Origin of the sequence: Actinomadura sp. 7K534, assembly GCF_004348575.1 — a bacterium.
GTDB lineage: Bacteria > Actinomycetota > Actinomycetes > Streptosporangiales > Streptosporangiaceae > Spirillospora > Spirillospora livida.
In genome coordinates, this window is sequence record NZ_SMKB01000003.1 from 51,494 (window position 1) to 78,143 (window position 26,650).

The following is a 26,650-nucleotide window of genomic DNA, read 5'->3' on the forward strand; positions in this document are numbered from 1 at the left end:
GGCAAGGGATAATGCTCATATGCGATTGTCCGCCCGGGTCGACTACGCGTTGCGCGCCGCCGCCGAGCTGGCGGTCGCCGGGAGCCGCCCGGTGACCGCCGTCCAGCTCGCCGAGGCGCAGCAGATACCGCCCAAATTCCTCGAGAACATCCTCGGCCAGCTGCGCCGGTCCGGTCTCATCCGGAGCCAGCGCGGCCCCGAGGGCGGCTACTGGCTGGCGCGGCCGGCCGACGAGATCTCCCTCGCCGACATCATCCGCGCCATCGACGGGCCGCTGCTCGGCGTCCGCGGGGAGCGCCCCGAGCACGTCGGGTACCAGGGGCCCGCGCGGTCCCTGCAGGAGGTGTGGATCGCGCTGCGCGCCAGCGAGCGCGCCATCCTCGAGCGGGTCAAGCTCGCGCACATCGCCGCCGGCGAGCTGCCCGAGCCCGTCCGCAAGCTGACCGAGGACCCGGCCGCCTGGGAGAGCCCCTCGCTGATCTGAGCGCCGCGGAGGTGACATGCCGGAGGGCGATGTCGTCTGGCTGACCGCCCGACGCCTGCGCGAGGCGCTCGCCGGGCGGCGCCTGACGCGCTCGGACTTCCGCGTCCCCCGGTACGCGACCGCCGACCTGCGCGGGCGGACGGTGCTGGACGCCGTGTCCCGGGGCAAGCACCTCCTCGTGCGCGTGGAGGGCGGGCTGACCGTCCACACGCACCTGATGATGGACGGGCGCTGGCGGATCCGCCCCGCCGGCCCCGTGCCGCGCGACCACCGGGTGCGGCTCGTGCTGCAGAACGCGGAGTGGCAGGCCGCCGGCTACTCCCTCGGCCTGGTCGAGCTGCTGCGCACCGCCGAGGAGGACAAGGCCGTCGGCCACCTCGGCCCCGACCTGCTGGACCCGGCGTGGGACGCCGAGACGGCCGCCGAGGCGGTCGCCCGGCTCGGCGGGCAGCCCGCCCGGCCGATCGGCGAGGCGCTGCTCGACCAGACGCGGCTCGCCGGGATCGGCAACGTCTACAAGGCCGAGATCCTCTTCCTGCGGGGCGTCGGCCCGTGGACCCCTGTCGGGGACGTGCCCGACCTGCCGGCGCTGGTGGAGCTCGCTCACCGGCTGCTGGACGCCAACAAGGAGCGGCACGGCCACATCACCACCGGCGACCTCGGGCGCGGCCGCGAGCACTGGGTGTACGGGCGGGCGGGACGCCCCTGCCGGCGCTGCGGCACCCGCGTCGAGCGGGACCACCAGGGGGCGCAGGCGGGTGAGCGCGTCACGTACTGGTGCCCGCACTGCCAGCCGTGACCGCCCGGCCCGGGTCAGGCGGCCGTCACGGTGCCGTTCGCGACGGTCAGCACCACCTGCGGGGCGCCCTCATCGCAGTCCGGGCCGTTCGGGTACGTCGCCTTCGGGGTGACGTCGAGCCGCCGTTCGACGAGCACGCGGCCGCCGGTGTCGCGGAGTTCGAGCGTCACCCGCACGGGCGCCTTCGGGAGGCCCTCCACCACCGCGAATCCGGTCTTGCCTCCGTCGGGTGACGCGGAGGCGGCGCAGACCGCGTCCGGCTCCTCGCCCTCGCAGCCCAGCGGGACGCTCGTCGACGACGGCCCCAGCTCGATCCCGGGCTCCCGGCACGTCCCGTCCCAGCACACCCGCAGCGACGCGGACGCGACGCGCGCGGCGTCGGGATGCCGCACCATGACGCTCATCCCGGGCGACGAACCGATCATCGTGCATTCCGCGCCGGCGCCTTCCGCGCCGCAGGCGGCGACGGCGAGCAGCGCGGCGCCGAGCGCCCCGGACGCCAGCAGCGAGGACCTCGTGGGCGGAACCCTTCGCGTATCGGCCATCCCTCATGATCCCCGCAATCGGCACGGGCCGCACGGGGAGCCGCGAAAAGGCCCCGGCCCCGCCGGTGTCGGCGGGGCCGGGGCCTTCATTTCACGCGGGAGCCGTCAGGCGCACCGGGCCGGAGCCCGGGGATCTCAGGTCTGCGCCTGGAACATCCAGTGCTGCTTCTCCAGCTCGGCCGTGATGCTGATGAGCAGGTCCTGGGTGACCTGGTCCGGCTCGTCGGTCGCGGCGATGCGCTCGCGGAACCGCTCGATCATCTGCGCGAGGAGGTCGGTGATCGCGGCGACGACCTTGTCGTCGTCGAGGTAGCCGGCCTCCAGCTGCGGAACCTTGGTGCGGTCCGCGACCGTGCGGGCGCGGCCGTCGGGGTTCACGCCGACCGCGACGGCGCGCTCGGCCACGTCGTCCTGCCCGGTGCGGGCGAGGGCGACGACTTCGTCCAGGTGCTCGTGGACGACCTTGAAGTTGCGCCCCACGAGGTTCCAGTGCGCCTGCTTGGCCACCAGAGACAGATCGATGAGGTCGACGAGAGCGCCCTGCAGGGCCTCTCCGACCACCTTCAGGGATTCATCGGACAGCGGGCTCTTGACCGTCGCCATGGGTGGGCTCCTTCCGCATTGTTCCGGTTATCCGTTACAACACGGGACCCTCCCCGCGAATGCCGTGTTCATGCGTGAGGCCGCGCACACCCGCGGCCCGGTTCGGGCATGAACACGCCAAGTGCGGCTCAGGCGGCGACCATGTCCGGCCGGAGTTCGCCGGTGATCTCCTCGGGAGTCTCCGGAATGCTCTCGGCCGAGATGCGCTCGTGCTCGGGCGCGCCGGCCATGACGGGCTCGTGCTGCAGCTCGGCGAGCGCCAGCTGGTCCGCGACGTCCCTCAGGACGTGCGACAGCGGGACCCCCAGGGCCTTGCAGATCGAGGAGAGCAGCTCCGAGGAGGCCTCTTTCTGCCCCCGTTCGACCTCGGACAGGTAGCCGAGTGACACCCGCGCCGCCGCGGACACCTCACGGAGGGTGCGTCCCTGGCGCAGCCGCAGCTGCCGCAGTACGTCACCGAGCAGCTGGCGAAGCAGGACCATCGTCTCGCTCCCTCCCTCAGTTCGGACCATCTGCCGGTTCCACCGTACCCGGCTTGACGGCGAGCATGGCAGACCGTTGATTTCGTGTTCGCTGGGAACGTAACGCTGTAATCACCCCAGATCTTCCCGGTGCGCCCGAGCCTCCTCGCTCCCGCCCGTCACGTCAAGCCCGAGCAAAACGCGTCTCAGCAGGTCAAGAGCGTGCACGACCGTCATCCGCCTGATCACCGGGCGGACCTCGGGCCCGCCTTCCGGCACGGGGAGTTTCGGACTGACCACGATGCGCGAATCCCCGGGTCCGGCCACGCCGATATAGACCGTTCCCACCGGCCGGCCGTCCTGCGGATCCGGACCGGCCACCCCCGTCACGGCGAGGCCGTAGGTCGCGCCGAGGGCGTCCCGCACGCCCGCGGCCATCGCGGCGGCCACGTCCGGGTGGACGGCCCCGTGCTCGGCCAGCAGGTCCGCCGGTACGCCGAGCGCGCGCTCCTTCAGCTCGGTCGCGTACGTCACCATCCCGCCCGCGAACGTGGCGGACGCCCCGGGCGCCTTGGTGAGCTCCGCGCCGATGAGGCCGCCGGTCAGCGACTCCGCGGTGGCGACCGTCTCCGAGCGGCCGGCGAGCAGCCGGTGGACGACGAGGTAGAGCGTCTCGTCGCCGGCCCCGTACACCGCCGGGCCGAGCAGCACCCGCACGCGCGCCTCGACGCCCTCCAGCCGCGTCGCGGCGTCGTCGCCGGACACCGTGATCCGGACGCTCACCTCGGCGGGGTCGGGCAGGTACGCGAGTTCGACCTCGTCCGCCTCCTCGACCTCGGCGAGGAGGGTCGCGATCTCCGACTCCCAGATCCCGGCGGTGTGCACCACCCGGCGCGCGACCGCGGGCAGGCCGGCGGACCGGGCCAGTTCCGGCAGCACGGCCTCGTCCATGATCGTGCGCATCTCGAACGGGACGCCGGGCAGCGCGTAGACGACCCCGCCGGGCAGCTCGACGCGCAGGCCGGGGGCCGAGCCGGCCGAGTTGCCGAGGATCCGCGCGCCCTCGGGGACGTCGGCCATGCGCAGCGCGACGGGCTTCAGCTCGCGCCCGGCCCTGGCGACGCGGTCGCGCAGCCTCCGCTCCAGCGCCGCGTCCCGGACGAGCGCGACGCCCGCCGCCTTGGCGAGGGCGTCCCTGGTCAGGTCGTCGTAGGTGGGGCCGAGCCCGCCGGTGGTGATGACCGCGTCGGCCCGGCCGAGCGCGGCGTCCACCGCCTCGATGATCACGTCGAGCTCGTCGCCGACGACCACGCTGCGGGTGACCCGCACCCCGTGGTCGGCGAGCCTGCGCCCGAGCCAGGCGGCGTTCCCGTTGACCGTGTCGCCGAGGAGCAGCTCGTCCCCGACGGTGAGCAGTTCGACCCGCATCGCGCCCCTCTCGCCCTTCCCGCAGGCACGGCCCGGGCCCCCGGACCGGCGTCCCGAACCTACCGGCGACCACCCCGCGAATCCGACCCGGGCGGGCGCCGGACGACGATCCCGGCCCCTTCCCGGTTGACCGGGAAATCGACCGGTTGAGGACGCGGCCGCGCCGCCTCCATCGCACCGGTCCAAACGGTACTTCGTCCGATTTCCCCGTTTACTCAGCCGTGAAAAGCGGAGGCCGCGCATTGTGTTCCGCACCACGGCCGCCCCCGCCACTGCGCGCATCGGGGCAGGCGGCCGAAGCACGCATCGGCACCGCGTACCGTTGGCCCCGGATCCACCGATCGGCGGACGCGCAGGTCACGTTGTGAGTCATAACTCATTCGGCCGATTCGTCGGCTCGCCCTTTCGCAAGGGATAATCGACCATCGCGGCGCCCGCGAACGGGGCTGCGGGGCCACGACCGGGGTGGGCGTGGTCCCGCAGCCCACCTTCAATCCGGTTCAGCCGGCCCCGGGCGACTCGGCCGCGCCCCGCTGCTTCCACGCCTGCACCACGTAGTCGATGCCGGTGCCCACCGTGACGATCAGCGCGGCGGCCATCGCGGCCCAGCGGAGGTAGTCCAAGGGGCCGGGCAGCAGGTACAGGCCGATGGCGATCACCTGGAGCATCGTCTTCAGCTTCCCGCCCTTGCTCGCCGGGATGACGCTCCGCCGGATCAGCGCGAACCGCATTACCGTGATGCCGATCTCGCGGATCATGATGGCGGCCGTCACCCACCACCACAGCTCCCCCATCAGCGACAGGCTGATCAGCGCCGCCCCGGTGAGCGCCTTGTCGGCGATGGGGTCGGCGATCTTGCCGAAGTCGGTGACCAGCCCGCGGGCCCGCGCGATGTCACCGTCGATCTTGTCGGTGATGGACGCGGCGGCGAACACCGCGAACGCCGCGAGGCGCCAGCCGGTGCCGTCCAGGAACAGCAGCCACACGAACACCGGGACCAGCGCGATCCGGAGCAGCGTCAGCGCGTTGGCGATGTTCCAGACACCGGCGGGCGGCGGGCCGTGGGAGCCCGCGACCGGTTCCGGGGTGCCGGCGATCACGACACGTCCGCGATCAGGTCCACGCCCTCGCTGCCGGTGACGCGGGCCGTGACGATCTCGCCGAGCGCGAGCCCCGCGCCGCGGACCCGGACCGTCCCGTCCACCTCCGGCGCCTGGTGCTCGGCGCGCCCCTCGACGTCGCCATCCTCGGTCTTGTCCTCCAGCAGGACGCGCACCTCGGTGCCGACGCGGTCCTCGGCGCGCTGCGCGGTCAGCTCCTCGGCGAGGCTCGCCAGCTCCTCGACCCTGGCGGCGACCTCGGCCGGGTCGAGCTTGCCGTTCAGGTCCGCGGCCTCGGTGCCCTCCTCGTCGGAGTAGCCGAACACGCCGACCGCGTCCAGCCGCGCCGCGGTGAGGAACTCCGCGAGCTCCTCGAAGTCGTCCTCGGACTCGCCGGGGAACCCGACGATGAAGTTGGACCGGACGCCCGCCTCGGGCGCGAGCCGCCGGATCTGGTCGAGCAGCCCCAGGAACCGCTCCCGGTCGCCGAACCTGCGCATCGACCGCAGCACCGGGCCGCTCGCGTGCTGGAACGACATGTCGAAGTACGGGGCGACGCCCGGGGTGCCGCAGATCGCCTCGATGAGCCCCGGCCGCGTCTCGGCGGGCTGCAGGTAGCTGACCCGGACCCGCTCGATGCCGTCCACGGCGGCGAGGCCGGGGAGCAGCTTCTCCAGCGCCCGCAGGTCGCCGAGGTCCTTGCCGTAGGACGTGGAGTTCTCGCTGACGAGGACCAGCTCGCGGACGCCGTGCCCGGCGAGCCAGCGGGCCTCCTCCAGCACCTCCGCCGGGGGCCGCGACACGTACGCGCCGCGGAAGGCGGGGATGGCGCAGAACGTGCAGCGCCGGTCGCAGCCGGACGCCAGCTTCAGCGGCGCGACCGGCCCGCCGCCGAGCCGCCGCCGCAGCACCCGCGGCCCGGACGCCGGCGCCACGCCGTCGGGCAGCTCGTCCCCGTGCCCCGGGATCGCCGCCTGCGCCGCGGACCGCTCGACCGGGCTGATCGGCAGCAGCGTCCGCCGGTCGCGCGGGGTGTGCGCCTCCCGGCGGCGGCCCGCCAGGACGTCGTCGAGCCGCTCGCCGATCCCGGCGTAGTCGTCGAAGCCGATGACCGCGTCGGCCTCCGGCAGCGCCTCGGCCAGCTCCTTGCCGTACCGCTCGGCCATGCAGCCCGCGGCGACCACCTTCGCGCCGGAGTCGTGCGCGGCCAGCAGCGTGTCGATGGAGTCCTTCTTGGCCGCCTCGATGAACCCGCAGGTGTTGACCACCACCACGTCGGCGCCGTCCGCGCCCTCGGTCAGGTCCCACCCCGCGTCCTCCATGCGCGCGGCGAGCTCCTCGGAATCGACCTCGTTGCGGGCGCAGCCGAGCGTGATGAGTGAGACCTTGCGGCGAGTCGACATGACCCTAAGGTAATGGGCCCGGTAGCCAAGACCGACCAGCGACCCGATATCCCGCTCCGCCGCCGGGCGCCGGTCAGGCCGGTTCGGGGTCGTTCCTGTCGAAGCTCAGCCGCTGCACGCCCCCGCCCTCGCCGGGCGAGCCGAGTTCCTTGCCGTTGACGGTGAGGTCGACGCTGCCGCCGACGCCGATCACCAGCCGGATCCGCTTCTTCGCCGTCCAGTCCTTGACGTCGCCCTTGTTGAGCATGCCGCTGAACAGCGTCCGGCCCTTGTCGTCCTGGGCGTTCAGCCACGTCGTGCGCTTGGCCGCGACCTGCACCTCGACCTTGGTGCGCGGTGCCGCCGCGACCGGGTCGCTGCTCTCCGGCGACGCGGAGGGCGCGGGCGCCGCGGGGGCGGGGGTCCCGGCGACCTGCTGGGCGGTGCGCCGCTCGCCGCCGCCGTCGTGCCCGATCACCTGGACGACGCCGTACACCACCACGAACGCGAGGGCGAGCGCCATCGCGGCGCTCCAGTTCGGCGCCCGGCGCTCCCGGAACGCGACCGGCTGCTCCGGCTCGAACGCCGACACCGCCGAGACCGGCTGCGGCGCGCCGCCGTGCGTCGCGTCGAACTCGGCGACGAGCGGCTCCGGGTCGATGCCGATGACGCGGGACACGCTGCGGATGTGCCCGCGGGCGTAGAAGTTCCCGCCGCAGAAGGAGAAGTCGTCGGCCTCCATACCCCGGATCACGGTCTCCCGGATCCGCGTCTGGAGACTCACGTGTGTCACCGAGAGACCCGCCCGCTGACGCTCCTCCGCCAAGGTCTCACCGATGCTCACGCCGGGCCTCCAGGGCAGTCGTCCGCTGATCTCCTGCGACACCAGTCTAGAAACGGCCATGCCCGCTGGGCGACAGCCGACACGTTCGAAACAGGGCAAGATTTCGCATCATTCCGCCATGCGTCGGCATCCCGCCGGTCGTCGCGCTCCGGCCCCCGCCCGGCCGTCTCCCGCGCGGGGTCAGCCTTCGCCGCGCAGCTCCGCGAGCACCCCGGGGAGATCGTCCGGCTTGGTCAGCACGTCCCGCGCCTTGGACCCCTCGCTGGGGCCGACGATGTCGCGGCTCTCCATCAGGTCCATCAGGCGGCCCGCCTTCGCGAACCCGACGCGGAGCTTGCGCTGCAGCATCGACGTCGACCCGAACTGGGTGGACACGACCAGCTCGATGGCCTGGACGAGCAGGTCCATGTCGTCGCCGATCTCCTCGTCGATCTCCTTCTTCGGCGCGCCCGCCGCGGCGACGTCCTCCCGGTAGCTCGCCTCCATCTGCCCCTTGCAGTGGTCGACGATCCCGTGGATCTCCTTCTCCGCCACGTAGGCGTTCTGGATCCGCATGGGCTTGCTCGCGCCCATCGGCAGGAACAGCGCGTCGCCCTGCCCGACGAGCTTCTCCGCGCCGGGCTGGTCGAGGATGACGCGGCTGTCGGACAGCGACGACGTCGCGAACGCCAGCCGGGACGGCACGTTCGCCTTGATGAGCCCGGTGACGACGTCCACCGAGGGCCGCTGCGTCGCCAGCACCAGGTGGATGCCGGCGGCGCGGGCGAGCTGGGTGATGCGGACGACCGAGTCCTCCACGTCGCGCGGCGCGACCATCATCAGGTCGGCCAGCTCGTCCACGATGACCAGCATGTACGGGTACGGCGTGTAGACGCGCTCGCTGCCGGGCGGCGCGGTCAGCTTGCCCGCCTTCACCGCCTTGTTGAAGTCGTCGATGTGCCGGTACCCCGACGCGGCCAGGTCGTCGTAGCGGCGGTCCATCTCGCCGACGACCCAGTCGAGGGCCTCGGCGGCCTTCTTCGGGTTGGTGATGATCGGGGTGATCAGGTGCGGGATGCCCTGGTACATCGTCAGCTCGACCCGCTTGGGGTCCACCAGGATCATCCGGACCTCGTCGGGGGTGGCGCGCATCAGGATCGAGGTGATGAGCCCGTTGATGCACGTCGACTTGCCCGCGCCGGTCGCGCCCGCGATGAGGATGTGCGGCATCTTCGCCAGGTTCGCGACGACCGTGCGCCCCTCGACGTCCTTGCCGAGCCCGACGATCATCGGGTGGTGCTCGTTGGTCGCGGCGGGCGAGCGCAGCACGTCGCCGAGGCTGACGATGTCCTTGTCGGTGTTGGGGATCTCCACGCCGATCGCCGACTTGCCGGGGATCGGGGAGATGATGCGCACGTCGGCGCTCTTGACCGCGAGCGCGATGTTCTTGGTGAGCGCGGTGACCTTCTCCACCTTCACCGCGGGGCCGAGCTCGATCTCGTACCGGGTGATGGTCGGGCCGCGGGTGAATCCGGTGACCTGCGCGTCGATGTCGAACTGCTCCAGGACGCCGGTCAGCGCGTTCACGACCGTGTCGTTGGCCTTGGTGCGCGCCTTGGTGACGGTGCCGGGGCGCAGCGCCGACGGGTCGGGCAGCACATAGATCTCGCCGGACGACGACAGCGGCAGCTGCTCGGAGCGGCGCGGGCCGGGCGTCGGGTCCGGCACCTCGGGGAGCAGCGCGTCCCCGCCCGCCCCGTGCTCCGCGGGATGCTCGTCCACAGGGTGCTCGTCCGCCGGCGGCTCGTCGTCGGCGGGCGGCGCGGGCGGCGGGACGTCCGACCGGAACGGGTCCGGTTCGAACAGCTCGTCGGCGAGGTCGCGCCGCGGGCGGCCGGGCGGCTTCGCCTCGTCCTCCAGCAGCGGCGTGTCGTAGGGCCGGGAGTGCTCGCCGACCTCCAACTCGTCCGGGGCCTCGTCGTCGGGCTTCTTCTTCCGGCGGCGCTTCTTCGGCGCCTCAGGCTCGTCCTGGTCGCCGGAGCCGCTCTCGCGCTGCGGGCGCCCTTGCAGCGTGGCCACGGCCCACAGCTCCGCGCACCGCTCGGGGACGCGGTTGATGGGGGTCGCGGTGACGACGAGGAGCCCGAACCCGGACAGGAGCAGCAGCAGCGGCACGGCGACCCATCCGCTGAGCGCCGCCTCCAGGGGCGCCGACACCAGCCAGCCGACCACGCCGCCGGAATCGCGCACCCCTTCCATGTCCGCCGCGGGCGAGGGGACGCCCGCCGCGATGTGCAGGATGCCGAGCACGCCGACGGTGAGGGCGGTCATGCCGATGACGATGCGGCCGGTGTCCTCGTGGTGCTCGGGGTGGCGCAGCGTCCGCCACGCCAGCAGGGCCAGCAGCACGGGCAGCGCCATCGCGATGATGCCGAGGCCGCCGCGCGCCACCTTCTCCAGCGCGATCGTGACGACGCCGTCCGGCCGGAACCAGGTGACCGAGGCCAGCACGATGGACGAGCCGAGCAGCGCGAGCCCCAGCCCGTCGCGGCGGTGCTCCGGGTCGAGGTTGCGGGCGCCGTGCCCGTAGGCGCGGAAGATCGAGCCCACCGCGACGGCCGCCAGCAGGTACAGCTTGAACAGCAGCTTGAAGAACCCGAGGACCGCCTGGGAGATCGGGTCGGGCTTCTGCGGGGGGCGCCCCCGGCCCGTGCCGCGGCTCCCACCCTTCCCGGTGCCGCTCGGCCGCTTCCGGGGGGTGGACCGTGCCGCGGGCTTGCGGGCCGCGTTGCCCCCCGCACGCGAGGAGGACCGCTTCGCGCCCCCAGACGTACGTGTGGCCATGGTTATGAGAGTAACCAAGGACCCCGGAGGTTCCCGGGATGGCGGGCGGGCGTGTTGGGACCGGAGCACCCGATCCGGAGCAGCGGGTCCGGGCCGCCCGACCCCCGGCCGGGTCAGACCTCGACGACGACCGGGATGATCATCGGGCGGCGGCGGTAGTTGTCGCTCACCCACTTGCCGACCGTGCGGCGGATCAGCTGGTGGAGCTGGTGCTGGTCGTTCACGCCGTTGCCGGCGGCGTCCCGCAGCACGTCATCGATCCGGCCGATGACCTCGTCGAAGTCCTCGTTGAGGATGCCCGCGCCGCGGGCGTGGATCTCCGGCCCGGCGACGACCTTGCCGGACGTGGAGTCGATGCCCACGACGATGGAGACGAAGCCCTCCTCGCCGAGGATGCGCCGGTCCTTCAGCGACGTCTCGGTGACCTCGCCGACCGACAGGCCGTCCACGTACACGTACCCGGCGGGGACGGCGCCGACGATGCGGGCCCGCCCGTCCACGAGGTCGACGACCACGCCGTCCTCCGCGATGACGATCCCCTCGTCCGGGACGCCGGTGAGCGCGGCCAGCTTGGCGTGCGCGCGCAGGTGCCGCCACTCGCCGTGGATCGGCATGAAGTTGGCCGGCTTCGTCACGTTGAGGACGTACAGCAGCTCGCCGGCCGACGCGTGCCCGGACACGTGGACGAGCGCGTTGCCCTTGTGGACGACGCGGGCGCCCCACCGGGTCAGCCCGTTGATGACGCGGTTGACCGCGGTCTCGTTCCCCGGGATCAGCGACGACGCCAGCATCACGGTGTCGCGGTCGGTGATGCGGATCGAGTGGTCGCGGTTCGCCATCCGCGACAGCGCCGACATCGGCTCGCCCTGCGAGCCGGTGCAGACCAGCACCAGCCGGTCGCCGGGGATGTCGTCCAGCTCCTTCTGGTCGACCATGATGCCGTCGGGCACGCTGAGGTAGCCGAGCTCGCGGGCGACGCCCATGTTGCGGACCATCGACCGCCCGACGAAGCAGACCTTGCGGCCGTTGGCGACGGCGGCGTCGAGGACCTGCTGGACGCGGTGGATGTGCGAGGCGAAGCAGGCGACGATGAGCCGCTCCTGCGCGGTGCGGAACACCTCGTCGACGACCGGGCCGATGTTGCGCTCGCTGGTGACGAAGCCGGGGACCTCGGAGTTGGTCGAGTCCGACATCAGCAGGTCGATGCCCTCGGCGCCGAGCCGGGCGAAGCCGGGCAGGTCGGTGAGCCGGCCGTCCAGCGGCAGCTGGTCCATCTTGAAGTCGCCGGTGTGCAGCACGAGCCCGGCCGGGGTGCGGACCGCGACGGCCAGCGCGTCCGGGATCGAGTGGTTGACCGCGAGGAAGTCGCAGCCGAACGGCCCGAGGTCGCGCCGCTCGCCCTCCTTGACCACGTCGGTGACCGGTTTGATGCGGTGCTCGGTGAGCTTGGCCTCCAGCAGCGCCAGCGTCAGCTTCGAGCCGATGAGCGGGATGTCGCGGCGCTCGCGCAGCAGGTAGGGCACGGCGCCGATGTGGTCCTCGTGGCCGTGCGTGAGGATGACCGCCTCGATGTCGTCCAGGCGGTCCCTGATGTATTCGAAGTCGGGCAGGATCAGGTCGACACCGGGCTGCTCGGTCTCGGGGAAGAGCACGCCGCAGTCCACGACGAGCAGCCGTCCGGCGTACTCGAACACGGTCATGTTGCGGCCGATCTCCCCGAGCCCGCCGAGCGCGACGATGCGCAGGCCGCCGTCGGGCGGCGCGGGCGGGTCCGACAGGTCCGGGTGAGGATGACTCACCGGGCGACCTCCGGGATGGTTGCCTCCGGCACTTTGACTCCCCCAATCGTGAGGTCTTCACGCAGTCGCGCCGCGAACTCCGGCGAGGCCTCCACCAGCGGCGCGCGGAGCGGGCCGCCTCCGGGAAGGCCGAGCAGGTTCAGCGCTGCCTTGACGGCGATGGCGCCCTGCGTACGGGTCATGATGGCGGTGACCACGGGAAGCAGCCGCCGGTGTAGCTCGAGCGCGCGCCCGTGGTCGCCGGCGCGGTATGCGTCGATCATCTCATGGAGCTCGGTACCCACGACATGGCCGACGACGCTGACGAACCCCGCCGCGCCGACCGAGAGCCAGGGCAGGTTGAGGTTGTCGTCGCCGGAGTACCAGACGAGGTCGGTCTCCATCATCACCCTGGACGCGCCGAAGAGGTCGCCCTTGGCGTCCTTGACGGCGACGATCCGCGGGTGCTCGGCGAGCTGCACCAGCGTGTCGTTCTCGATCGGCACCCCCGCGCGCCCGGGGATGTCGTACAGCATGGCGGGCAGGCCCGTCGCGTCGGCCACCGCCGTGAAGTGGCGGACGAGGCCCTCCTGCGGCGGCTTGTTGTAGTACGGCGTCACCACGAGCAGGCCGTGCGCCCCGGCGGCCTCGGCCTGCCGCGCGAGTTTCAGCGTGTGCTCCGTGTGGTTCGTCCCGGCACCGGCGACGATCACGGCGCGGTCGCCGACCGCCTCGATGACCGCGCGCAGCAGCTTGCTCTTCTCGTCGTCGCTCGTCGTCGGCGACTCGCCGGTCGTCCCGTTGACGACCAGGCCATCGTGGCGCCGCTCGTCGACCAGGTGGGTCGCGAGGCGCGCGGCGCCGTCGTAGTCGACGCCGCCGTCCGGCAGGAACGGAGTGACCATGGCGGTCAGCATCCGTCCGAACGGAGCGTCAGGTGATGTGCTGGGTGCCATGCACCGAACGGTACCGCTCCGGCCCCTCAGCTTGGACCCGCAGGTCCAAGACGGCCCCGAACGGGCGCGGATCGGGCGCGGATCTGGCCGGGACCCGGTGCCCGGAGGGAGCATGGAAGAAGCCGCCGCCACACGCTCGGGGGTACGCGTGGCGGCGGCTCCCACATCCACATCGTGGCACGCAAATGCCGCGTTACGGGGTCAGTCCGGCCACTTCCCGGACTCGTTTGGATAACGTGACCCCGCGGTCATCTCGTGCAGCCGGACGCGCAGTTCCTCGACGTCGGGAGTGCGCACGAAGTCGTTGCCGCGGACGGCCCACCAGTGGCCGGACCCGCCCCGTCCGATCCGCCAGCCGGTGAACTCGGCCGACAGCTCGCCGAGCCGGTCGGCGACATGCCACGCGGTCTGCTGAGTGCCCATCGGCCTCGTCCCCTTCCCTTGCCTGCGTTGGCCCAACCCCGACTTCGCACGGTGCTCTACCCCCGCGGGTGCACCGCTACCCAACCCTTTGTACCTACGCGTCTGACCAGTTCGTCACCTCTGCGTGCCCGGTTCGTCAGGCGCCCGCTCCCGACACCGGGGCGGGCAGCCAGATGTCGCGATAACGTGCCCATTCGGCGGGCCGGGTCGTCCAGCCCGCGTACACGCCGACGCCGTACGGGCGTTCCGGTGGCCGCTCCAGGTCATCGATCCCCCGCCGGACGCCGCGCAGCGCGACCGGCAGCGTCTCGGCCCACTCGGCCAACGGGCGGTAGGTCGGGACGCCCATGATGACGGTCGTGCGGTCGCCGATGAGCTCCAGCGTCGCCCGGGTGTGCCGGGCGAAGTGCCATCCGGTCAGGGCCTGCGTCGGCAGGGCCACGTCGTAGGTCATGATCGCGACCTGGTCGGCGCGGTCCGCGACCCGGCGCAGGAAGTCGGCGGTCGGGCGGGCCGGGTAGCGGACCGGGCCCGTGCGCGGGATGAGGGCCCGGTAGACGGGCTGGGCCGCGTCCACGAGGGTCGGCTGCTCCAGCGCCACCGACAGCAGCCTCCCCCGCGAGCGGGTGAGTTCGCGGGTGCGGTCCATGAGCGTCAGGAACGCCTCGTCGTCGGGATAGATGGGTTCGAAGTCGTAGTGGATGCCGTCGAATCCGAGGTCGAGGAACTCCTCGTCGGTCTTGAGCACCCGCTCGCGCACGGCCGGGTCGTCCAGGTCGATGACCCCCTCGCCGTCCACCACCCGGATCTGCCCCAGGTACGCCTGGGCGCGGACGCCCGGCGCGTACTCGCGCATCGCCTTGATGAGGTCTCGGGCGTAGCGGTACTTGGCGGGGGGCACCGTTCCGTCCGCCTCGAACGGGCCCGTGTGGAAGTAGACGTCGGTGATCCGGTTTTGTTCCAGGAGATCCGCGAACGCGCGGTACTCCGCGTCCGTGTGCGGCTCCCCGACCCACTGGTGCCTCGCCCACAGCGCGTTCGCCTCGGTGCCCCGCGCCTCGGGCTCCTGCTGCCACCACACCCAGGCACCGGCCAGGACGAGGGCGGCGAGCCCGAGCACGTAGGCCGCGGCCCAGCACGTCCACCGGAGAATCCGGCCCAGTACAGCACGCCCCTTTTGCCTCATCGCGCCATGATCCCGGATCATCCGGGCGGTCGGGGAGCCTCCGGTGGTTCACGGCGCACCCGCGTCCGCTGGGTGAGGGCCACGCAGACCAGGACGGCGACGGCGGCGAGCGCGGTGGCCGCGTCGATCCGCTCGAAGAGGAGGATCCCCGACCACAGCAGCGTCAGCACCGGCTGGGCCAGCTGCACCTGGCTCGCGCGGGCGATCCCGGCCCGGGCCAGCCCCTCGTACCAGGCGAAGAAGCCGAGGTAGGCGGAGAACAGCGCGACGTACCCGAAGCCGAGCGCGGCGCGCCCCGTCCAGTCGGGGCCGGTCGTCGCCAGCAGCCACGCGGTCGCGGGGACGGTGACGGGCGCGCAGAGCACGAGCGCCCAGGAGATGACGCGCCAGCCGGGCATGTCCCGGGCCAGCCGCCCGCCCTCGGTGTACCCGATCGCGGCGGAGGCCAGGGCGGCGAACAGCAGCAGGTCGGCGGCGGTGAGGCGGCCGGCGCCGCGCAGCAGGCCGAAGCAGGTGACGCAGGCCGCGCCCGCCGCGCACGCGAGCCAGAACGCGCCGGACGGCCGCTCGCCCGCCCGCAGGACGCCGCACACGGCGGTGGCGGCGGGCAGCAGCCCGGTCACGACGGCCGCGTGGGCGGCCGAGGCGCCGTGGTCGAGCGCGAGCGTGCTCAGCACGGGGAACCCGAAGATCACGCCGCCGCCCGCGACCGCGAGCGCCGCCCACTGGCCGCGCCGCGGCGGCCCGGCCCCGGCCGCGAGCAGCGCGATGCCCGCGAGAACGCTCGCGGCGGCCGCGCGGCCGATGCCGACGAGGTACGGGTCGAGGCCCTCCAGCGCGAAGACCGTGCCGGGGAGGGTGAAGGAGAAGACCAGGACGCCGAGGGAGGCGAGCCAGAGGCCGGGCCCGGGGGCGGTGTCCGCCACCGGTATCGGCGGGGGGACAGTAGCGCTATCCTTTGCTCTCATGAAAAACGATAGCAGTGTGGCGGTGGTCGCCGACGCACTGCGGGCCGAGCTCCGCCGGCTGGGCCCGGGCGAGCGGCTGCCGTCGAGCAGGGCGCTCGTCGAGCGGCACCGGGTCAGCCCGGTGACGGTGTCGCGCGCGCTGGGCCTGCTCGCCGCGGAGGGCCTGATCGTGACCCGTCCCGGCAGCGGCGCGTTCGCCGCCGACCGCCCCGCGGCCGCCGCCGAACCGGCCGATCTCGGCTGGCAGGCGGTGGCGCTCGGCGACCGCTCGGTGGACTCGGGCGGGGTCTCCTGGCTCCTCACCCCCGCTCCGGAGGGCGCGGTCGCGCTGAGCGGCGGCTACCTGGCCCCCGCCCTCCAGCCCGCCCGCGCGCTGGCCGCGGCGGCGGCGCGGGCGGCCCGGCGCCCGGACGCCTGGGAGGTGCCGCACACCAGCGGGATCCCGGGGCTGCGCGCCTGGTTCGCCCGGACGGTCGGCGGCGGCGTCTCCCCCGGCGAGGTGCTCGTCACCGGCGGGGGGCAGCAGTCGCTGGCGACCGTCCTGCGCGCGCTGCTGCCGCCCGGGGCGCCGCTGCTCGTCGAGTCGCCGACCTACCTCGGCGTCCTCTCGATCGCGCGGGCGAGCGGGCTGCACCCCGTCCCGGTCCCGGTGGACGCGGACGGCGTGCGCCCCGGCCTGCTCGCCGAGGCGTTCGCGATGAGCGGGGCGCGGGCGTTCTACTGCCAGCCCGCCTTCCACAACCCGACCGGCGCCGTGCTGGCCGCCGACCGGCGCGCGAAGGTCCTCGACGTGGCCCGCGCGGCGGGCGCGTTCGTGATCGAGGACGACTTCGCGCGGCACCTCGGCATCACCGCGTCCCCGCCGCCCCCGCTGGCCGCCGGGGACGCCGAGGGCCGCGTCGTGCACATCGCGTCGCTGACCAAGGCCACCGCGCCCGGGCTGCGGGTCGCGGCGGTCATCGCCCGGGGCCCGGTCGCCGAGCGGATCCGCGCCGCGCAGCTCGTCGGGGAGTTCTTCCCCGCCAGGCCGCTGCAGGAGACGCTGCTGGAGCTCGTCAGCTCGCCGGGCTGGCCGCGGCACCTCCGGTCCGTCCGCACCGCGCTCCGCGCCCGCCGCGACGCGACCCTGGCCGCGCTGGCCCGCGAACTGCCGGACCTCCGCGTGAACCGCCCGTCCGGCGGCCTGCACCTGTGGGTGCGGCTGCCGGACGGCACGGACGACGCCGCGCTGGCGGAGGCGGCCCTGCGGGCCGGGGTGCTGGTCAGCGCGGGACGCCCCTTCTTCCCCGCCGAGGCGTCCGCCCCGCATCTGCGGATCAGCTACGGGACGGCGGCCTCGGAGGCGGAGCTGGTGGAAGGCGTCCGCCGCCTCGCGGGCGTCCTGCGTCCGTAAGGCGCCGCACACCCGGTTCCGCGTCTCAGGACTCCGTGCAGAAGCAGAACTCGTTGCCCTCCGGGTCGCGCCAGACGCGGAAGGACGCCGCCGGGTCGCCCAGCGGGGCCGTGGCCGGCGTGGCGCCGAGGGCCGCGGCACGCTCCCCCGCGGCCTGGACGTCGGGCACTTCCAGGTCCAGATGCAGGCGGTTCTTCTTCGTCTTGCGCTCGGGGACGCGCTGGAACGACAGGAGCGGCCCGTTCTCACCGAGCGGCTCCAGGTCGAGCCAGTCGTCGCTCGCCTCCGTCGTCTCCATGCCGAGCAGCTCGCCCCAGAACTCCGCCATGGCCGCCAGGTCGGAGCAGTCGATGACGAGGTTGGTCACCTTCGGAACGGCGCCGCTCATCGCGCACCGCCCGCCGGACGCGCGGCGGCGCGCGCGCAGTAGAGCTCGGGCCGGCGGGAGCGGCGCGGCCGGCGCACCGCGCGCAGCCCGCCGAGCCGGTCGAGCCGGTCGCGGAGCAGCGCGCGCCTGCGGGCGGCGCGTTCGGCCGCGCGGGCGTGGGCGGTGAGGCGGGCTTCGACGATGTCGGCCGTGAGCCGGGCGTACTCGCGCCCCGCCCACTCGTGCCGCTGCGCCAGCGCCGCCATGTACGGCAGCTCGTTCATGGTCTCTCCGTTCGTTGACACCACCTAAACGGTAACGACGGTGTCGGGAAAGTGCAACCGGTCAAGACTGAACACTGGTGTTGCAGGTTGGTAGACTGCCCGTGTACAGGCAGGAGGGGTGATGACCGGCGCCCACGACGACCCCGCGCTGCTGCTGAGGGACTTCGTCAACACCTACGACGTCGAGCCCGGCAGGGAGGACCTCCCGGCGCCCGAGCGGCTCGCCGGGTGGCTGGCCGGGCACCGGCTCGTCCCCGACGGCACCGCGGCCACCCAGGCCGACCTGGCGACAGCCATCGCGCTGCGGGAGGGGCTGCGCGAGGCCATGGCCGCCCATCACACCCGCCGCGAGGCCGACCTCCCGGAGGATCTGGAGGACGCCCTCGCCGCGCTGCCCCTGCGGCTCACGCTCGCCGGCCCGCGGCCCGGCCTCGTCCCGCTCGACCCGCCCGCGACCGCCGCCGCCGGCCTGGCCCGCATCGCCGCCGCGATCTCCGACGCCGCCGCCGCCGGGACCTGGCCGCGGCTCAAGGTCTGCCAGGAGTCCACCTGCCGCTGGGCGTTCCTGGACACCTCCAAGAACCGCTCCCGGGCCTGGTGCTCCATGAGCACCTGCGGCAACCGCACCAAGACCCGCGCCTACCGGGCGCGCCGCCGTCCGCCGGCCGGATGACGCGCGCCGCTCGCTAGGGTGGGCGGTGACTTCCGGAGGAGAGGACGGGGACGCAATGGCCGATGCCGGAGTGCGGCCCGCGCGGCGGGCGGACGCCGCCGCCGTCGCCGACATCCAGGTGCGCGCCTGGCGGCAGGGCTACCGCGCCCTGCTCCCCGAAGGCGTCCTCGACCGGGTCACCGGGCCCGAGGCGGCCGAGGCGTGGCGCGACCGCTGGGCGGAGGCGGCGACCGATCCGCCGAGCCCCCGGCACCGGCTCCTGATCGCGGTGGCGTCCGACCTCGTCGTCGGGTTCGCCGCCCACGGCCCCGCCGAGGACCCCGACCTCGACCCCGGCGACACGGCCGAGCTGATCACGCTGCTGGTCGACCCGATGCACGCCCGCGCCGGGCACGGCAGCCGGCTGCTCGCCGCCACCGCCGACCTGCTCCGCGAGGACGGCTTCGGCGTCCTGACCACCTGGACGTTCGAGGCCGACGAGATCACGCGGACGTTCCTCGCCTCCGCCGGATGGGCGCCGGACGGCGCGTCCCGCACCCTCGACATGGGGGAGCCCGTGCGGCAGATCCGGCTGCACACCGACATCGGCGCCGGGCAGGACGAGTTCGGCAGGGGTCGGTGAAGGACATCGGCGCCGCGGCCATATCTTTGAAGCCGTGCCCGAATCCACGTCCCTGACGCCGCCGCGCGCCCCTGTGGCGATCCCCGCCGCGGGCCGCCGCCGCTGGATGGGCATGGTCGTCATCAGCCTCGGCGTCTCCCTCATCGTCGTGGACGCCACGATCGTGGGCGTGCTGCTGCCCAGGATCATCACCGACCTGGGGCTCACGACCACGGACGCCGAGTGGGTCACGTCGGTGTACGCGCTGGTGTTCGCGGCGCTGCTGATCCCGTTCGGCCGGGCCGGCGACCTGTTCGGGCGCCGCCGGATGTTCGTGACCGGCATGGCGGTGTTCACCGTGGCGAGCGTCGCCGCCGCGCGCGCGGGCGACGGCTCGGCGCTGATCGGCGCGAGGGCGCTGCAAGGCGTGGGCGCATCGATGATCCTGCCCGCGACGCTGTCGACGGTGAACTCGGTGTTCACCGGCCGGGAGCGCGCCGTCGCGTTCGGGATCTGGGGATCGGTGATCAGCGGGATGGCCGCGCTCGGGCCGCTGGCCGGCGGGGCGCTCGCCACCGCCGGCGGCTGGCGCTGGGCGTTCGGGGTCAACCTCCCGCTCGGCGTCGCGCTGATCGCGGCGGCGCTCGCGCTGATGCCGGAGACGCGGGCTGCGCGCGCGGGGAGCGCGCGGCGCGACATCGACTGGCCCGGCGGCGTGCTGTCGGCGCTCGGGCTCGGCGCGCTGGTGTGCGGGATCATCGAGGGCCAGACGTACGGCTGGTGGACCGGGACGCGGCCGTTCACGCTGGCGGGGCTCGAATGGCCGGCGGGCGGGCTGTCGCCGGTCCCGGTCGTCCTCGCCCTCGCGGCGGTGCTGATCGTGGCGCTCATCGTCGTGGAGCGGTCCCGGGCGGCCGCGGGACGCGCGGTGATGCTCGACCTGGAGCTGTTCCGGATCCCCAACTTCCGCCGCGGGAACATCGCGTCGGCCCTCATCAACGTCGGGGAGCTCGGGCTGCTGTTCGTCCTGCCGCTGTTCCTGCTGGGCGTGCACGGCACGAGCCCGCTGCAGATCAGCGTGGCGATCCTGCCGCTCGCGGCGGGCGCCTTCCTGGCCGGCGGGTTCGCGGGCAGGCTGGCCAACCGGCACGGCCCGCACCGGGTCGTGCAGGGCGGCATGGTGCTGGAGGTCGCCGCCGTCCTCGCGCTCGCCCTCACCGTCTCGGCCACCACCGGCGGGCTCGGGCTCGCGCCGTGGATGCTGCTGTACGGGCTCGGGCTCGGCCTGACCTCGGCCCAGCTGACGAACGTGTCGCTCGCGGACGTCCCGCCGGAGCAGTCGGGGCAGGCGTCCGGCACGCAGTCCACGGCCCGGCAGGTCGGCGCGGCCCTCGGCATCGCCGCCATCGGGACGGTGTTCGCGACCAGCCTCGGGCACACGATGACCGACCGGCTGTCCGGCTCCGCCCTCCCGCCGGAACGGCAGGCCGCCATCGCGCACGACCTGCGGGAGAGCGCCGGGACCTCCGGGCGCGACCTGCACGCCGCCCCGGGGATGGCCGCCGAGGCCCGCGCCGCGGACGAGAGCCTCGCCGCCGCCACCCGGCACGCCTCGCTCACCACGGCGGCGATCCTCGCGCTCGGACTCGCCATGTCGCTGCGGCTGCGCCCCGGCGGTGACCATCGGCGAGAATCGAAGCGCTAGCCCCCCTGTCGTCCCACGAGAACAAGCGGTAACTGTGGCCACGCTCTCCCAATGGGTCGCCGGATCCCGGCCCCGCACCCTGCCCGCGTCCCTCGTCCCCGTCGTCGTCGGCACCGGCGTCGCCGCCGGAGAGGGCGGGGCCGTCTGGTGGCGCGCCCTGCTCGCCGCGTTCGTCGCGCTCGTGCTGCAGATCGGGGTGAACTACTCCAACGACTACAGCGACGGCGTCCGCGGCACCGACGAGGACCGCGTCGGCCCGCTCCGCCTCGTCGGGTCGAAGGCGGCGCCGCCGAAGCAGGTCCTCGCCGCCGCGCTCGGCAGCTTCCTCGCCGCCGCCGTCGCCGGCCTCGTGCTCGCCGCCGTGACGACCTGGTGGCTGCTGCTGGTCGGCGCGCTGGCGATCCTCGCGGCCTGGTTCTACACCGGCGGCAGCACCCCGTACGGCTACCGGGCGCTCGGCGAGGTGTCGGTGTTCGTGTTCTTCGGCCTCGTCGCCGTCGTCGGGACGGTGTACGTGCAGGTCGAGGCGCTGCCCTGGGTGGCGTGGGCGGCGGCCGTGCCGATCGGGCTGCTGGCGTGCGGGCTGCTCGTCGCCAACAACCTGCGCGACATCCCCACCGACCGCGAGTCGGGCAAGCGGACCCTCGCCGTCCTCCTCGGCGACCCCTGGACCCGGATCCTGTACGCGGCGTGCACCGCGCTGCCGTTCATGTTCGTGCTGGCCCTGGCGGCGCCGCGCCCGTGGGTGCTGATCACTCTGCTCGCGGCGCCGCTCACGCTGCCGCCCACGCAGAAGGTGCTGGGCGGCGCGACCGGCGCCGACCTGGTCCCGGTGCTGGGCGAGACCGGGCGGCTCCAGATCGCCTACGGCGTCCTGCTGGCCGTCGGCCTGGCGCTCTGACGCCGGGCACGGACCGCGCCGCCGGCGGCCTACCCCCAGTCGATCTCGGGGAGGCCGGCGTCGACGAGGGCCTTGTTGGCGGCGCTGAACGGGCGCGTCCCGAAGAACTTCTTGGCGCTGAGCGGACTCGGGTGCGCCGACTCGATCACCGTGTGGTGCGCCCCGGTGATCAGGCGCGCCTTCTTGCGCGCGTAGGCGCCCCAGAGCACGAACACCACGCGGTCGGACTTGTCGTTCAGCGCGCGGATCGCGGCGTCGGTGAAGTCCTCCCAGCCCTTGCCGGCGTGCGAGCCCGCCTCGCCGCCGCGGACGGTCAGCACCGCGTTCAGCAGCAGCACGCCCTGGTCGGCCCACCGGGTCAGGTCACCGGACTTCGCCACCGGCACGTCGAGGTCGGTGGCCAGCTCCTTGTAGATGTTGCGCAGCGACGGAGGCAGCCGCACCCCGTCGCGCACGCTGAAGCTGAGCCCGTGCGCCTGCCCGGGGCCGTGGTACGGGTCCTGCCCGAGGATCAGGACGCGGGCGTCGTCGAACGAGCAGTGCCGGAACGCGCTGAACAGGTCCTCGCGCGGCGGGTAGACGGTGTGCGCCTCGTACTCCCCCGCGACGAACGCGCCCAGTGCGGCGGTGGCGAGCGGGTCGAGCAGCGGGTCGAGCCGCCGCCGCCAGTCATCGGGCAGCATCTCCAGCAGGTCGAGGGACATCGTCGGGCCTCCGCGGAAGTGATCTCCAGTTGCCGGAAACACTAGTGCGGGCCACTGACACGCCAGGCCGAATCCCGCGACCCCGGGGGCGCCGACCTTAGGATGACGCCATATGCCCGATTCCCCCCGTCGGCGGCGTCTCCGCGCGTCCACCGCGCCTCTCGCGTCCCTCGCGCTCCTCCTTCCCGTGCTCGGCGCGGGCTGCGGCGGCTCCTCCGGGCCGGCGACGCTCACCGTCCTGGCGACCTCGTCGATGAAGGAGGTGTTCGGCGAGATGGGGACGGCGTACCGGCACGCGCATCCCGGGGTGCGGCTGAAGTTCGAGTTCGGCGCCGTGCCCGAGATGGCCGACCGGCTGGCCGGCCAGGACCGGGGCGACGTCCTCGTGACCGCGGACATGGCGAGCATGAAGGAAGCCGACGACTACCTGGTCGGACGCCGCCGGGTCGTCGCCCACGACTCGCTCACGATCGCCGTCGGCCCCGGCAACCCCTACCGCATCCGCGGCCTGCCCGACCTCGCCAGGCCGAGGCTGCGGGTGGTCGTCGGCGCCGAGACCGTCCCGGTGGGCCGCTACACGGGCCAGGTCTTCACGAAGGCGGGCCTGACCGTCCGGTCCAGCTCGAAGGCGATCAGCGCGCGGGCCGTGCTCGACCGGGTGCGGGCCGGCGAGGCGGACGCGGGGCTCGTCTTCCTCACCGACCTGCGCTCTGCGGGCATCGCCGTGAGCAGCGTCCCGATCCCTGCGAACCTGAACGTCACCGCGGCCTTCGCCGCCGCGACCGTCCGGGAGACCGACCACCAGGAAGAGGCGGACGCCTTCGTCGCCTGGCTGACCACCGCGCCCGCACAGGCCGTGTTCCACAAACACGGCTTCGCCCTCCCGCCCGCCTCGCGGTGACCCCGGGTCGCCGGAACCGGGTGGACGGCCGGTGGTCTAGGACCGCCTGAGGCGGGGCAGGCCGATCGGGTTGGGGAAGGGCATCTCGTTCGCCAGCGCCATCGCCGCGGGGACGAGCGCCTCGTGGAGCGCCTCGGGTGCGTCCAGGACGTCGTACGGAGGTGCGGCGAGCTCGTCGGTGAGCCGCTCGATGCGCGCTCTCAGCGCCTTCCCCTCCTCGGTGGCCTCCCCGTCCGCCAGCAGGCCGCGCTCGGCCAGCGCGCCGGCCGCCGCGTCCCACTCCTCCGGTGACCAGCCGCGGCTCTCCCGCAGCCACTCCCCCGAGACCGTCCCGACGGCGGACGCCAGGACGTTCGCCTCCAGGCCGCTGAGCCCTTCCGCGACGAGGAGGGCGACGTGCCCGTCGCCGCGGTGCTCCCGCAGCGCCGTCGCCGCCTGCCAGAGCGCCTCCACGGGGTCGTCCGGGACGGGAAGGCCCCGGTTGGCGGCGAAGAGCGCGCGCCCGCCGCCGTCCGCCGCCAGCACGACCTCGTGCAGCCGCGGCGCCGCGGCGGCCGCGACGTCCTCGATCCCGGGGAAGGCCCTGCGCATCGCCCGCGCCGCCGCCTCGCCCCGCACCGCCAGGATGCGCTCCGGCGGCGCGAACCCCCACGCGTCCGGGACGGCCCGCCGCACCCGCGCCGGATGGAAGCCGAAGAACGTCGCCTCGATCGTCCCGGCGGACACGGCCCCGAGCGGCGCGCCCCGGCTGCCGAAGTAGCCCATCCAGTAGCCCTTGAGGCCGGCCTCCTTGTTCGCCGTCCGGCACTCCTCCGAGAAGTACGTCACCGCGTGCAGCGGTTCGACGACCTTCCACATGTCCCGCGCGAGCTTGGCATCCATCCGCCGAACGCTAAGCCCACCGCGACCGGCGCACAAGGCCGTCCCGCTCAGCGCCGTCCTCACACGGCGGGGATCGCCGAGGGGGTGCGCATCTCCTTCAAGGCTTCCAGGATGTGCGGGGGCGGCTCGGCATGGACGGTGGGGTCGACCGGGTCGCCGGGGTAGGCGAGGCGGTTCTCCGACGCGGAGAACTGGACGTCTACGCCGGGCTTGTTGCCCCGCGGGTCGAGGTGGACCCAGCGGTCGTCGACCAGGACGGCGGTGAGGCCGTGCAGGACGCCCGAGCAGCGCTGGTAGCACAGGCCCGCCTGGATGCCGCCCGCGCGCAGGAGGGCGACGTAGGCGTGCGACTTGGCGTAGCAGAGGCCGGTGCGCTGGTCGAGGACGTCGGAGGCGCGCCAGGGGACGCGGGGGTCGCCGGCGTCCATCGAGTGGGCGACCCGGTCCCGGACGTGGTCGAAGGCGGCGTGCGCGTAGGCGATGTCGTCACCGGTGCGCAGCTCCGAGGCGATCGACTGGACGAGCGGGTGCTCGATGTCGATCGCCTCGGAGGCGGCGAGGTAGTCCCAGGGTTCGCCGGCGAAGTCCATCAGAGGCCGAGGAGGGTCTCGATGCCGAGGGTGAGGCGGTCGAGCTCCGGGACCTTGCGGACGGCGAGGAGGACGCCCGGCATGAACGACTCGCGGTCCATCGCGTCGTGCCGGATGGTGAAGATCTCGCCGTGGCCGCCGAGGACGACCTCCTGGTGGGCGATGGCGCCGGAGAGCCGGACGGCGTGCACGCGGACGCCGTCCACGTCGGCGCCCCGCGCGCCCGCGACCTCCGTGGTGGTGGCGTCCGGGGGCGGGGGGGTGCCCGCCTCGGCGCGGGCGGCGGCGACCAGCTCGGCGGTGCGGTAGGCGGTGCCGGACGGGGCGTCGACCTTGTTCGGGTGGTGCGTCTCGACGATCTCGACGGAGTCGAAGAACGGCGCCGCCTTCTGCGCGAAGTGCATCATCAGGACGGCGCCGATGCCGAAGTTGGGGGCGATCAGGACGTTGCCCGCCGAATCGTCGGTCAGCCAGGACCGCACGGTGTCGAGGCGGGACGGGTCGAAGCCGCTGGTGCCGACGACGGCGTGCAGGCCGTGCTCGACGCACCACCTGAGGTTGTCCATGACGACGCCGGGGTGGGTGAAGTCGACGACGACCTCGGCGGCGGTCAGCGCGTCGAGCGCGTCGCCCTCGTCGACGGCGGCGACGAGCTCCATGTCGCCGGCCCCCTGCACCGCGCGGCAGACCTCGGCGCCCATGCGGCCCCGAGCCCCCAGCACCCCGACCTTGATCACGTCTTCCTCCCGGTTCGCGTCCCGCCCGAGCCTATCGTCAGAAGCGCTTTCCCAGTTCGCGCGCTTCGGCGTGCGCGGTGCGGCGCCCGGTCTCGGCGTCGGCGGTCGCGAGGTTCGGCCGGAACGCGACGGTGCTGAGGTCGGTGACCCCCGCCCAGCGCAGCCAGCCCTCCAGGAACGGCGCCTGGTGGTCGGTGCCGAACGCGGGCGGGCGGCCGGCGCCGTACACCGCGCTGGTGTAGACGACGGCCGCCTTCTTGCCGCTCAGAAGGCCCGTGTACCCGGCCTCGGGGTCGAAGGAGAAGACCCAGCCGGGCTGTGACACGACGTCGATGAACTGCTTCAGGACGTACGGGACGCTGGAGTTCCACATCGGGACGCTGAACAGGTAGCGGTCGTAGGAGTCGAAGCGTTCGAAGACCCCGCGGGCGGCCCGCCAGGCGGCGGCCTGCTCCCCCGCGGGGTCCTCGCCGGCGAAGACGGTCATCTTGGCGCCGGCGCCCGCCGGGCCGAACGCGGGCAGGGTCCCGTCCCACAGGTCGAAGTGGTCGACGGCGTCGCCGTGGGTCTCGCGGTAGGCGTCCAGGAACGTCCCGGCGATGGCCAGCGACTCGGATTCCCCGCCCCGCGGCGAGGCGGAGATGTGCAGCAGGCGTGACATGAGGATCCCCTCGAAGAAGACATGCGGACCAGAGTCCGATTACTTCCCCGGAGATTAACGGACCTCAGTCCGCTTTGCAATCAGTCGTCGTCCGAGACGAACAGGTTGAGCAGCCAGCCCACGACGCCGACGATGATCGCGCCCCAGAACGCGGGCCAGAACCACTCGACGTGGAAGGGGAGATCGAGCTCGCCGGCCAGCCAGCTGGTCAGCATCAGCAGCCCCGCGTTCACCAGCAGGGCGAACAGGCCGAGCGTCAGGACGTAGAACGCGCAGCCCAGCACCTTGATGATCGGCTTGAGCACGGCGTTGACGATGCCGAAGATCGCGGCGACCGCGAGCAGCGTCAGCACCCGCTCCGCCGTGTCGCCGGCGGTCAGCTCGACGCCGTCCACGAGCATCTCGGCCGCCCACAGCGCGACCGCGGAGATGACAAGCCTGATGAGGATCTTCATCCCCCGGAACCTACCG

29 protein-coding genes are annotated in these 26,650 nt (G+C 73.6%); 8 read left to right on the top strand and 21 right to left on the bottom strand.

Annotated features, from left to right (window positions below):
* Positions 1 to 19: 19 nt before the first annotated feature.
* Both E1266_RS01325 and E1266_RS01330 read left to right on the top strand, forming a co-directional pair.
* Positions 20 to 484 (top strand): Rrf2 family transcriptional regulator, encoded by a 465-nt coding sequence (locus E1266_RS01325; protein ID WP_131950202.1) that lies wholly within the window; start codon positions 20 to 22, stop codon positions 482 to 484.
* 16 nt (positions 485 to 500) lie between these two features.
* The gene (locus E1266_RS01330) at positions 501 to 1,283 is read left to right on the top strand and encodes a DNA-formamidopyrimidine glycosylase family protein (RefSeq protein ID WP_132042808.1); all 783 of its coding nucleotides are present in this window, start codon (positions 501 to 503) and stop codon (positions 1,281 to 1,283) included.
* A gap of 14 nt (positions 1,284 to 1,297) precedes the next feature.
* Here the strand turns inward: E1266_RS01330 and E1266_RS01335 are convergent, their stop codons facing one another.
* From E1266_RS01335 to E1266_RS01395, 13 genes are all read right to left on the bottom strand, one after another.
* Positions 1,298 to 1,828 (bottom strand): hypothetical protein, encoded by a 531-nt coding sequence (locus tag E1266_RS01335; RefSeq protein WP_132042810.1) that lies wholly within the window; start codon positions 1,826 to 1,828, stop codon positions 1,298 to 1,300.
* Between the two features lie 135 nt (positions 1,829 to 1,963).
* Positions 1,964 to 2,431 carry a DNA starvation/stationary phase protection protein gene (locus E1266_RS01340; RefSeq protein WP_132042812.1) on the bottom strand — a complete coding sequence of 156 codons (468 nt, stop codon included), beginning with the start codon at positions 2,429 to 2,431 and terminating at the stop codon, positions 1,964 to 1,966.
* A 128-nt stretch (positions 2,432 to 2,559) separates the two neighbouring features.
* The gene (locus E1266_RS01345) at positions 2,560 to 2,913 is read right to left on the bottom strand and encodes a helix-turn-helix transcriptional regulator (protein ID WP_131950198.1); all 354 of its coding nucleotides are present in this window, start codon (positions 2,911 to 2,913) and stop codon (positions 2,560 to 2,562) included.
* A 111-nt stretch (positions 2,914 to 3,024) separates the two neighbouring features.
* Positions 3,025 to 4,320 (bottom strand): CinA family nicotinamide mononucleotide deamidase-related protein, encoded by a 1,296-nt coding sequence (locus E1266_RS01350; RefSeq protein ID WP_132042814.1) that lies wholly within the window; start codon positions 4,318 to 4,320, stop codon positions 3,025 to 3,027.
* A gap of 500 nt (positions 4,321 to 4,820) precedes the next feature.
* Positions 4,821 to 5,420 (bottom strand): CDP-alcohol phosphatidyltransferase family protein, encoded by a 600-nt coding sequence (locus tag E1266_RS01355; protein WP_132042816.1) that lies wholly within the window; start codon positions 5,418 to 5,420, stop codon positions 4,821 to 4,823.
* Positions 5,417 to 6,823: a 30S ribosomal protein S12 methylthiotransferase RimO gene (gene rimO / locus E1266_RS01360; protein WP_132042818.1), complete on the bottom strand. Its 1,407-nt coding sequence runs from the start codon at positions 6,821 to 6,823 to the stop codon at positions 5,417 to 5,419. Before rimO ends, E1266_RS01355 begins: the two co-directional genes overlap by 4 nt.
* Before the next feature lie 73 nt (positions 6,824 to 6,896).
* On the bottom strand, positions 6,897 to 7,706 hold the full coding sequence (locus E1266_RS01365) for a helix-turn-helix domain-containing protein (RefSeq protein WP_279436294.1): 810 nt from the start codon (positions 7,704 to 7,706) through the stop codon (positions 6,897 to 6,899).
* Positions 7,707 to 7,826: 120 nt separating this feature from the next.
* A complete protein-coding gene (locus E1266_RS01370) occupies positions 7,827 to 10,469 on the bottom strand; it encodes a DNA translocase FtsK (RefSeq protein WP_132042822.1) in 2,643 nt (880 codons plus the stop codon).
* Between the two features lie 113 nt (positions 10,470 to 10,582).
* Positions 10,583 to 12,268, bottom strand: a complete 1,686-nt coding sequence (locus E1266_RS01375; protein ID WP_132042824.1) for a ribonuclease J — start codon at positions 12,266 to 12,268, stop codon at positions 10,583 to 10,585.
* A complete protein-coding gene (gene dapA / locus E1266_RS01380; protein WP_132042826.1) occupies positions 12,265 to 13,203 on the bottom strand; it encodes a 4-hydroxy-tetrahydrodipicolinate synthase in 939 nt (312 codons plus the stop codon). The genes E1266_RS01375 and dapA overlap by 4 nt, the downstream gene beginning before the upstream one ends.
* A 201-nt stretch (positions 13,204 to 13,404) precedes the next feature.
* Positions 13,405 to 13,626: a hypothetical protein gene (locus tag E1266_RS01385; protein WP_131950191.1), complete on the bottom strand. Its 222-nt coding sequence runs from the start codon at positions 13,624 to 13,626 to the stop codon at positions 13,405 to 13,407.
* 136 nt (positions 13,627 to 13,762) lie between these two features.
* Positions 13,763 to 14,812, bottom strand: coding sequence for a hypothetical protein (locus E1266_RS01390; protein ID WP_243718166.1), 1,050 nt, complete (start codon positions 14,810 to 14,812; stop codon positions 13,763 to 13,765).
* Positions 14,813 to 14,829: 17 nt separating this feature from the next.
* Positions 14,830 to 15,780, bottom strand: a complete 951-nt coding sequence (locus E1266_RS01395; protein WP_132042828.1) for a DMT family transporter — start codon at positions 15,778 to 15,780, stop codon at positions 14,830 to 14,832.
* Between E1266_RS01395 and E1266_RS01400 the strand changes: the two genes are divergently transcribed.
* Positions 15,779 to 17,173 (top strand): PLP-dependent aminotransferase family protein, encoded by a 1,395-nt coding sequence (locus tag E1266_RS01400; RefSeq protein ID WP_132042830.1) that lies wholly within the window; start codon positions 15,779 to 15,781, stop codon positions 17,171 to 17,173. The genes E1266_RS01395 and E1266_RS01400 overlap by 2 nt on opposite strands.
* Before the next feature lie 25 nt (positions 17,174 to 17,198).
* Here E1266_RS01400 and E1266_RS01405 read toward each other — a convergent pair whose 3' ends face one another.
* Together E1266_RS01405 and E1266_RS01410 are read right to left on the bottom strand one after the other, a co-directional pair.
* Positions 17,199 to 17,561: a VOC family protein gene (locus E1266_RS01405; protein ID WP_132042832.1), complete on the bottom strand. Its 363-nt coding sequence runs from the start codon at positions 17,559 to 17,561 to the stop codon at positions 17,199 to 17,201.
* The gene (locus tag E1266_RS01410; protein WP_132042834.1) at positions 17,558 to 17,845 is read right to left on the bottom strand and encodes a hypothetical protein; all 288 of its coding nucleotides are present in this window, start codon (positions 17,843 to 17,845) and stop codon (positions 17,558 to 17,560) included. The genes E1266_RS01405 and E1266_RS01410 overlap by 4 nt, the downstream gene beginning before the upstream one ends.
* Positions 17,846 to 17,945: 100 nt before the next feature.
* Between E1266_RS01410 and E1266_RS01415 the strand changes: the two genes are divergently transcribed.
* Genes E1266_RS01415 through E1266_RS01430 form a run of 4 tightly spaced genes read left to right on the top strand, consistent with a single transcriptional unit; the run spans position 17,946 to position 21,704 of the window.
* Positions 17,946 to 18,497 (top strand): CGNR zinc finger domain-containing protein, encoded by a 552-nt coding sequence (locus E1266_RS01415; protein ID WP_132042836.1) that lies wholly within the window; start codon positions 17,946 to 17,948, stop codon positions 18,495 to 18,497.
* Between the two features lie 55 nt (positions 18,498 to 18,552).
* Complete coding sequence (locus E1266_RS01420) at positions 18,553 to 19,119, top strand: GNAT family N-acetyltransferase (RefSeq protein WP_132042838.1); 567 nt, start codon at positions 18,553 to 18,555, stop codon at positions 19,117 to 19,119.
* Between the two features lie 34 nt (positions 19,120 to 19,153).
* Complete coding sequence (locus tag E1266_RS01425; RefSeq protein ID WP_243718167.1) at positions 19,154 to 20,803, top strand: MFS transporter; 1,650 nt, start codon at positions 19,154 to 19,156, stop codon at positions 20,801 to 20,803.
* Positions 20,804 to 20,837: 34 nt separating this feature from the next.
* A complete protein-coding gene (locus E1266_RS01430) occupies positions 20,838 to 21,704 on the top strand; it encodes a 1,4-dihydroxy-2-naphthoate polyprenyltransferase (protein ID WP_132042840.1) in 867 nt (288 codons plus the stop codon).
* Between the two features lie 29 nt (positions 21,705 to 21,733).
* On the opposite strand, the gene E1266_RS01435 is transcribed toward E1266_RS01430, so the two are convergent.
* Entirely contained in the window at positions 21,734 to 22,408 is a 675-nt protein-coding gene (locus E1266_RS01435) for a uracil-DNA glycosylase (protein WP_132042842.1), read from the bottom strand.
* Positions 22,409 to 22,520: 112 nt separating this feature from the next.
* On the opposite strand from E1266_RS01435, the gene modA reads away from it, so the two are divergent.
* Positions 22,521 to 23,309: a molybdate ABC transporter substrate-binding protein gene (gene modA / locus E1266_RS01440; protein WP_132042844.1), complete on the top strand. Its 789-nt coding sequence runs from the start codon at positions 22,521 to 22,523 to the stop codon at positions 23,307 to 23,309.
* Positions 23,310 to 23,345: 36 nt separating this feature from the next.
* Here modA and E1266_RS01445 read toward each other — a convergent pair whose 3' ends face one another.
* The 5 genes from E1266_RS01445 to E1266_RS01465 all read right to left on the bottom strand — a co-directional run bounded on the left by E1266_RS01445 (position 23,346) and on the right by E1266_RS01465 (position 26,634).
* On the bottom strand, positions 23,346 to 24,191 hold the full coding sequence (locus E1266_RS01445; RefSeq protein WP_132042846.1) for a hypothetical protein: 846 nt from the start codon (positions 24,189 to 24,191) through the stop codon (positions 23,346 to 23,348).
* A gap of 59 nt (positions 24,192 to 24,250) precedes the next feature.
* Entirely contained in the window at positions 24,251 to 24,781 is a 531-nt protein-coding gene (locus tag E1266_RS01450) for a transglutaminase family protein (protein WP_132042848.1), read from the bottom strand.
* Positions 24,781 to 25,518 (bottom strand): 4-hydroxy-tetrahydrodipicolinate reductase, encoded by a 738-nt coding sequence (dapB, locus tag E1266_RS01455; protein ID WP_132042850.1) that lies wholly within the window; start codon positions 25,516 to 25,518, stop codon positions 24,781 to 24,783. Before dapB ends, E1266_RS01450 begins: the two co-directional genes overlap by 1 nt.
* Before the next feature lie 37 nt (positions 25,519 to 25,555).
* Positions 25,556 to 26,179 (bottom strand): NAD(P)H-dependent oxidoreductase, encoded by a 624-nt coding sequence (locus E1266_RS01460; protein WP_132042852.1) that lies wholly within the window; start codon positions 26,177 to 26,179, stop codon positions 25,556 to 25,558.
* 80 nt (positions 26,180 to 26,259) lie between these two features.
* Positions 26,260 to 26,634 (bottom strand): phage holin family protein, encoded by a 375-nt coding sequence (locus E1266_RS01465; protein ID WP_132042854.1) that lies wholly within the window; start codon positions 26,632 to 26,634, stop codon positions 26,260 to 26,262.
* Positions 26,635 to 26,650: the final 16 nt, after the last annotated feature.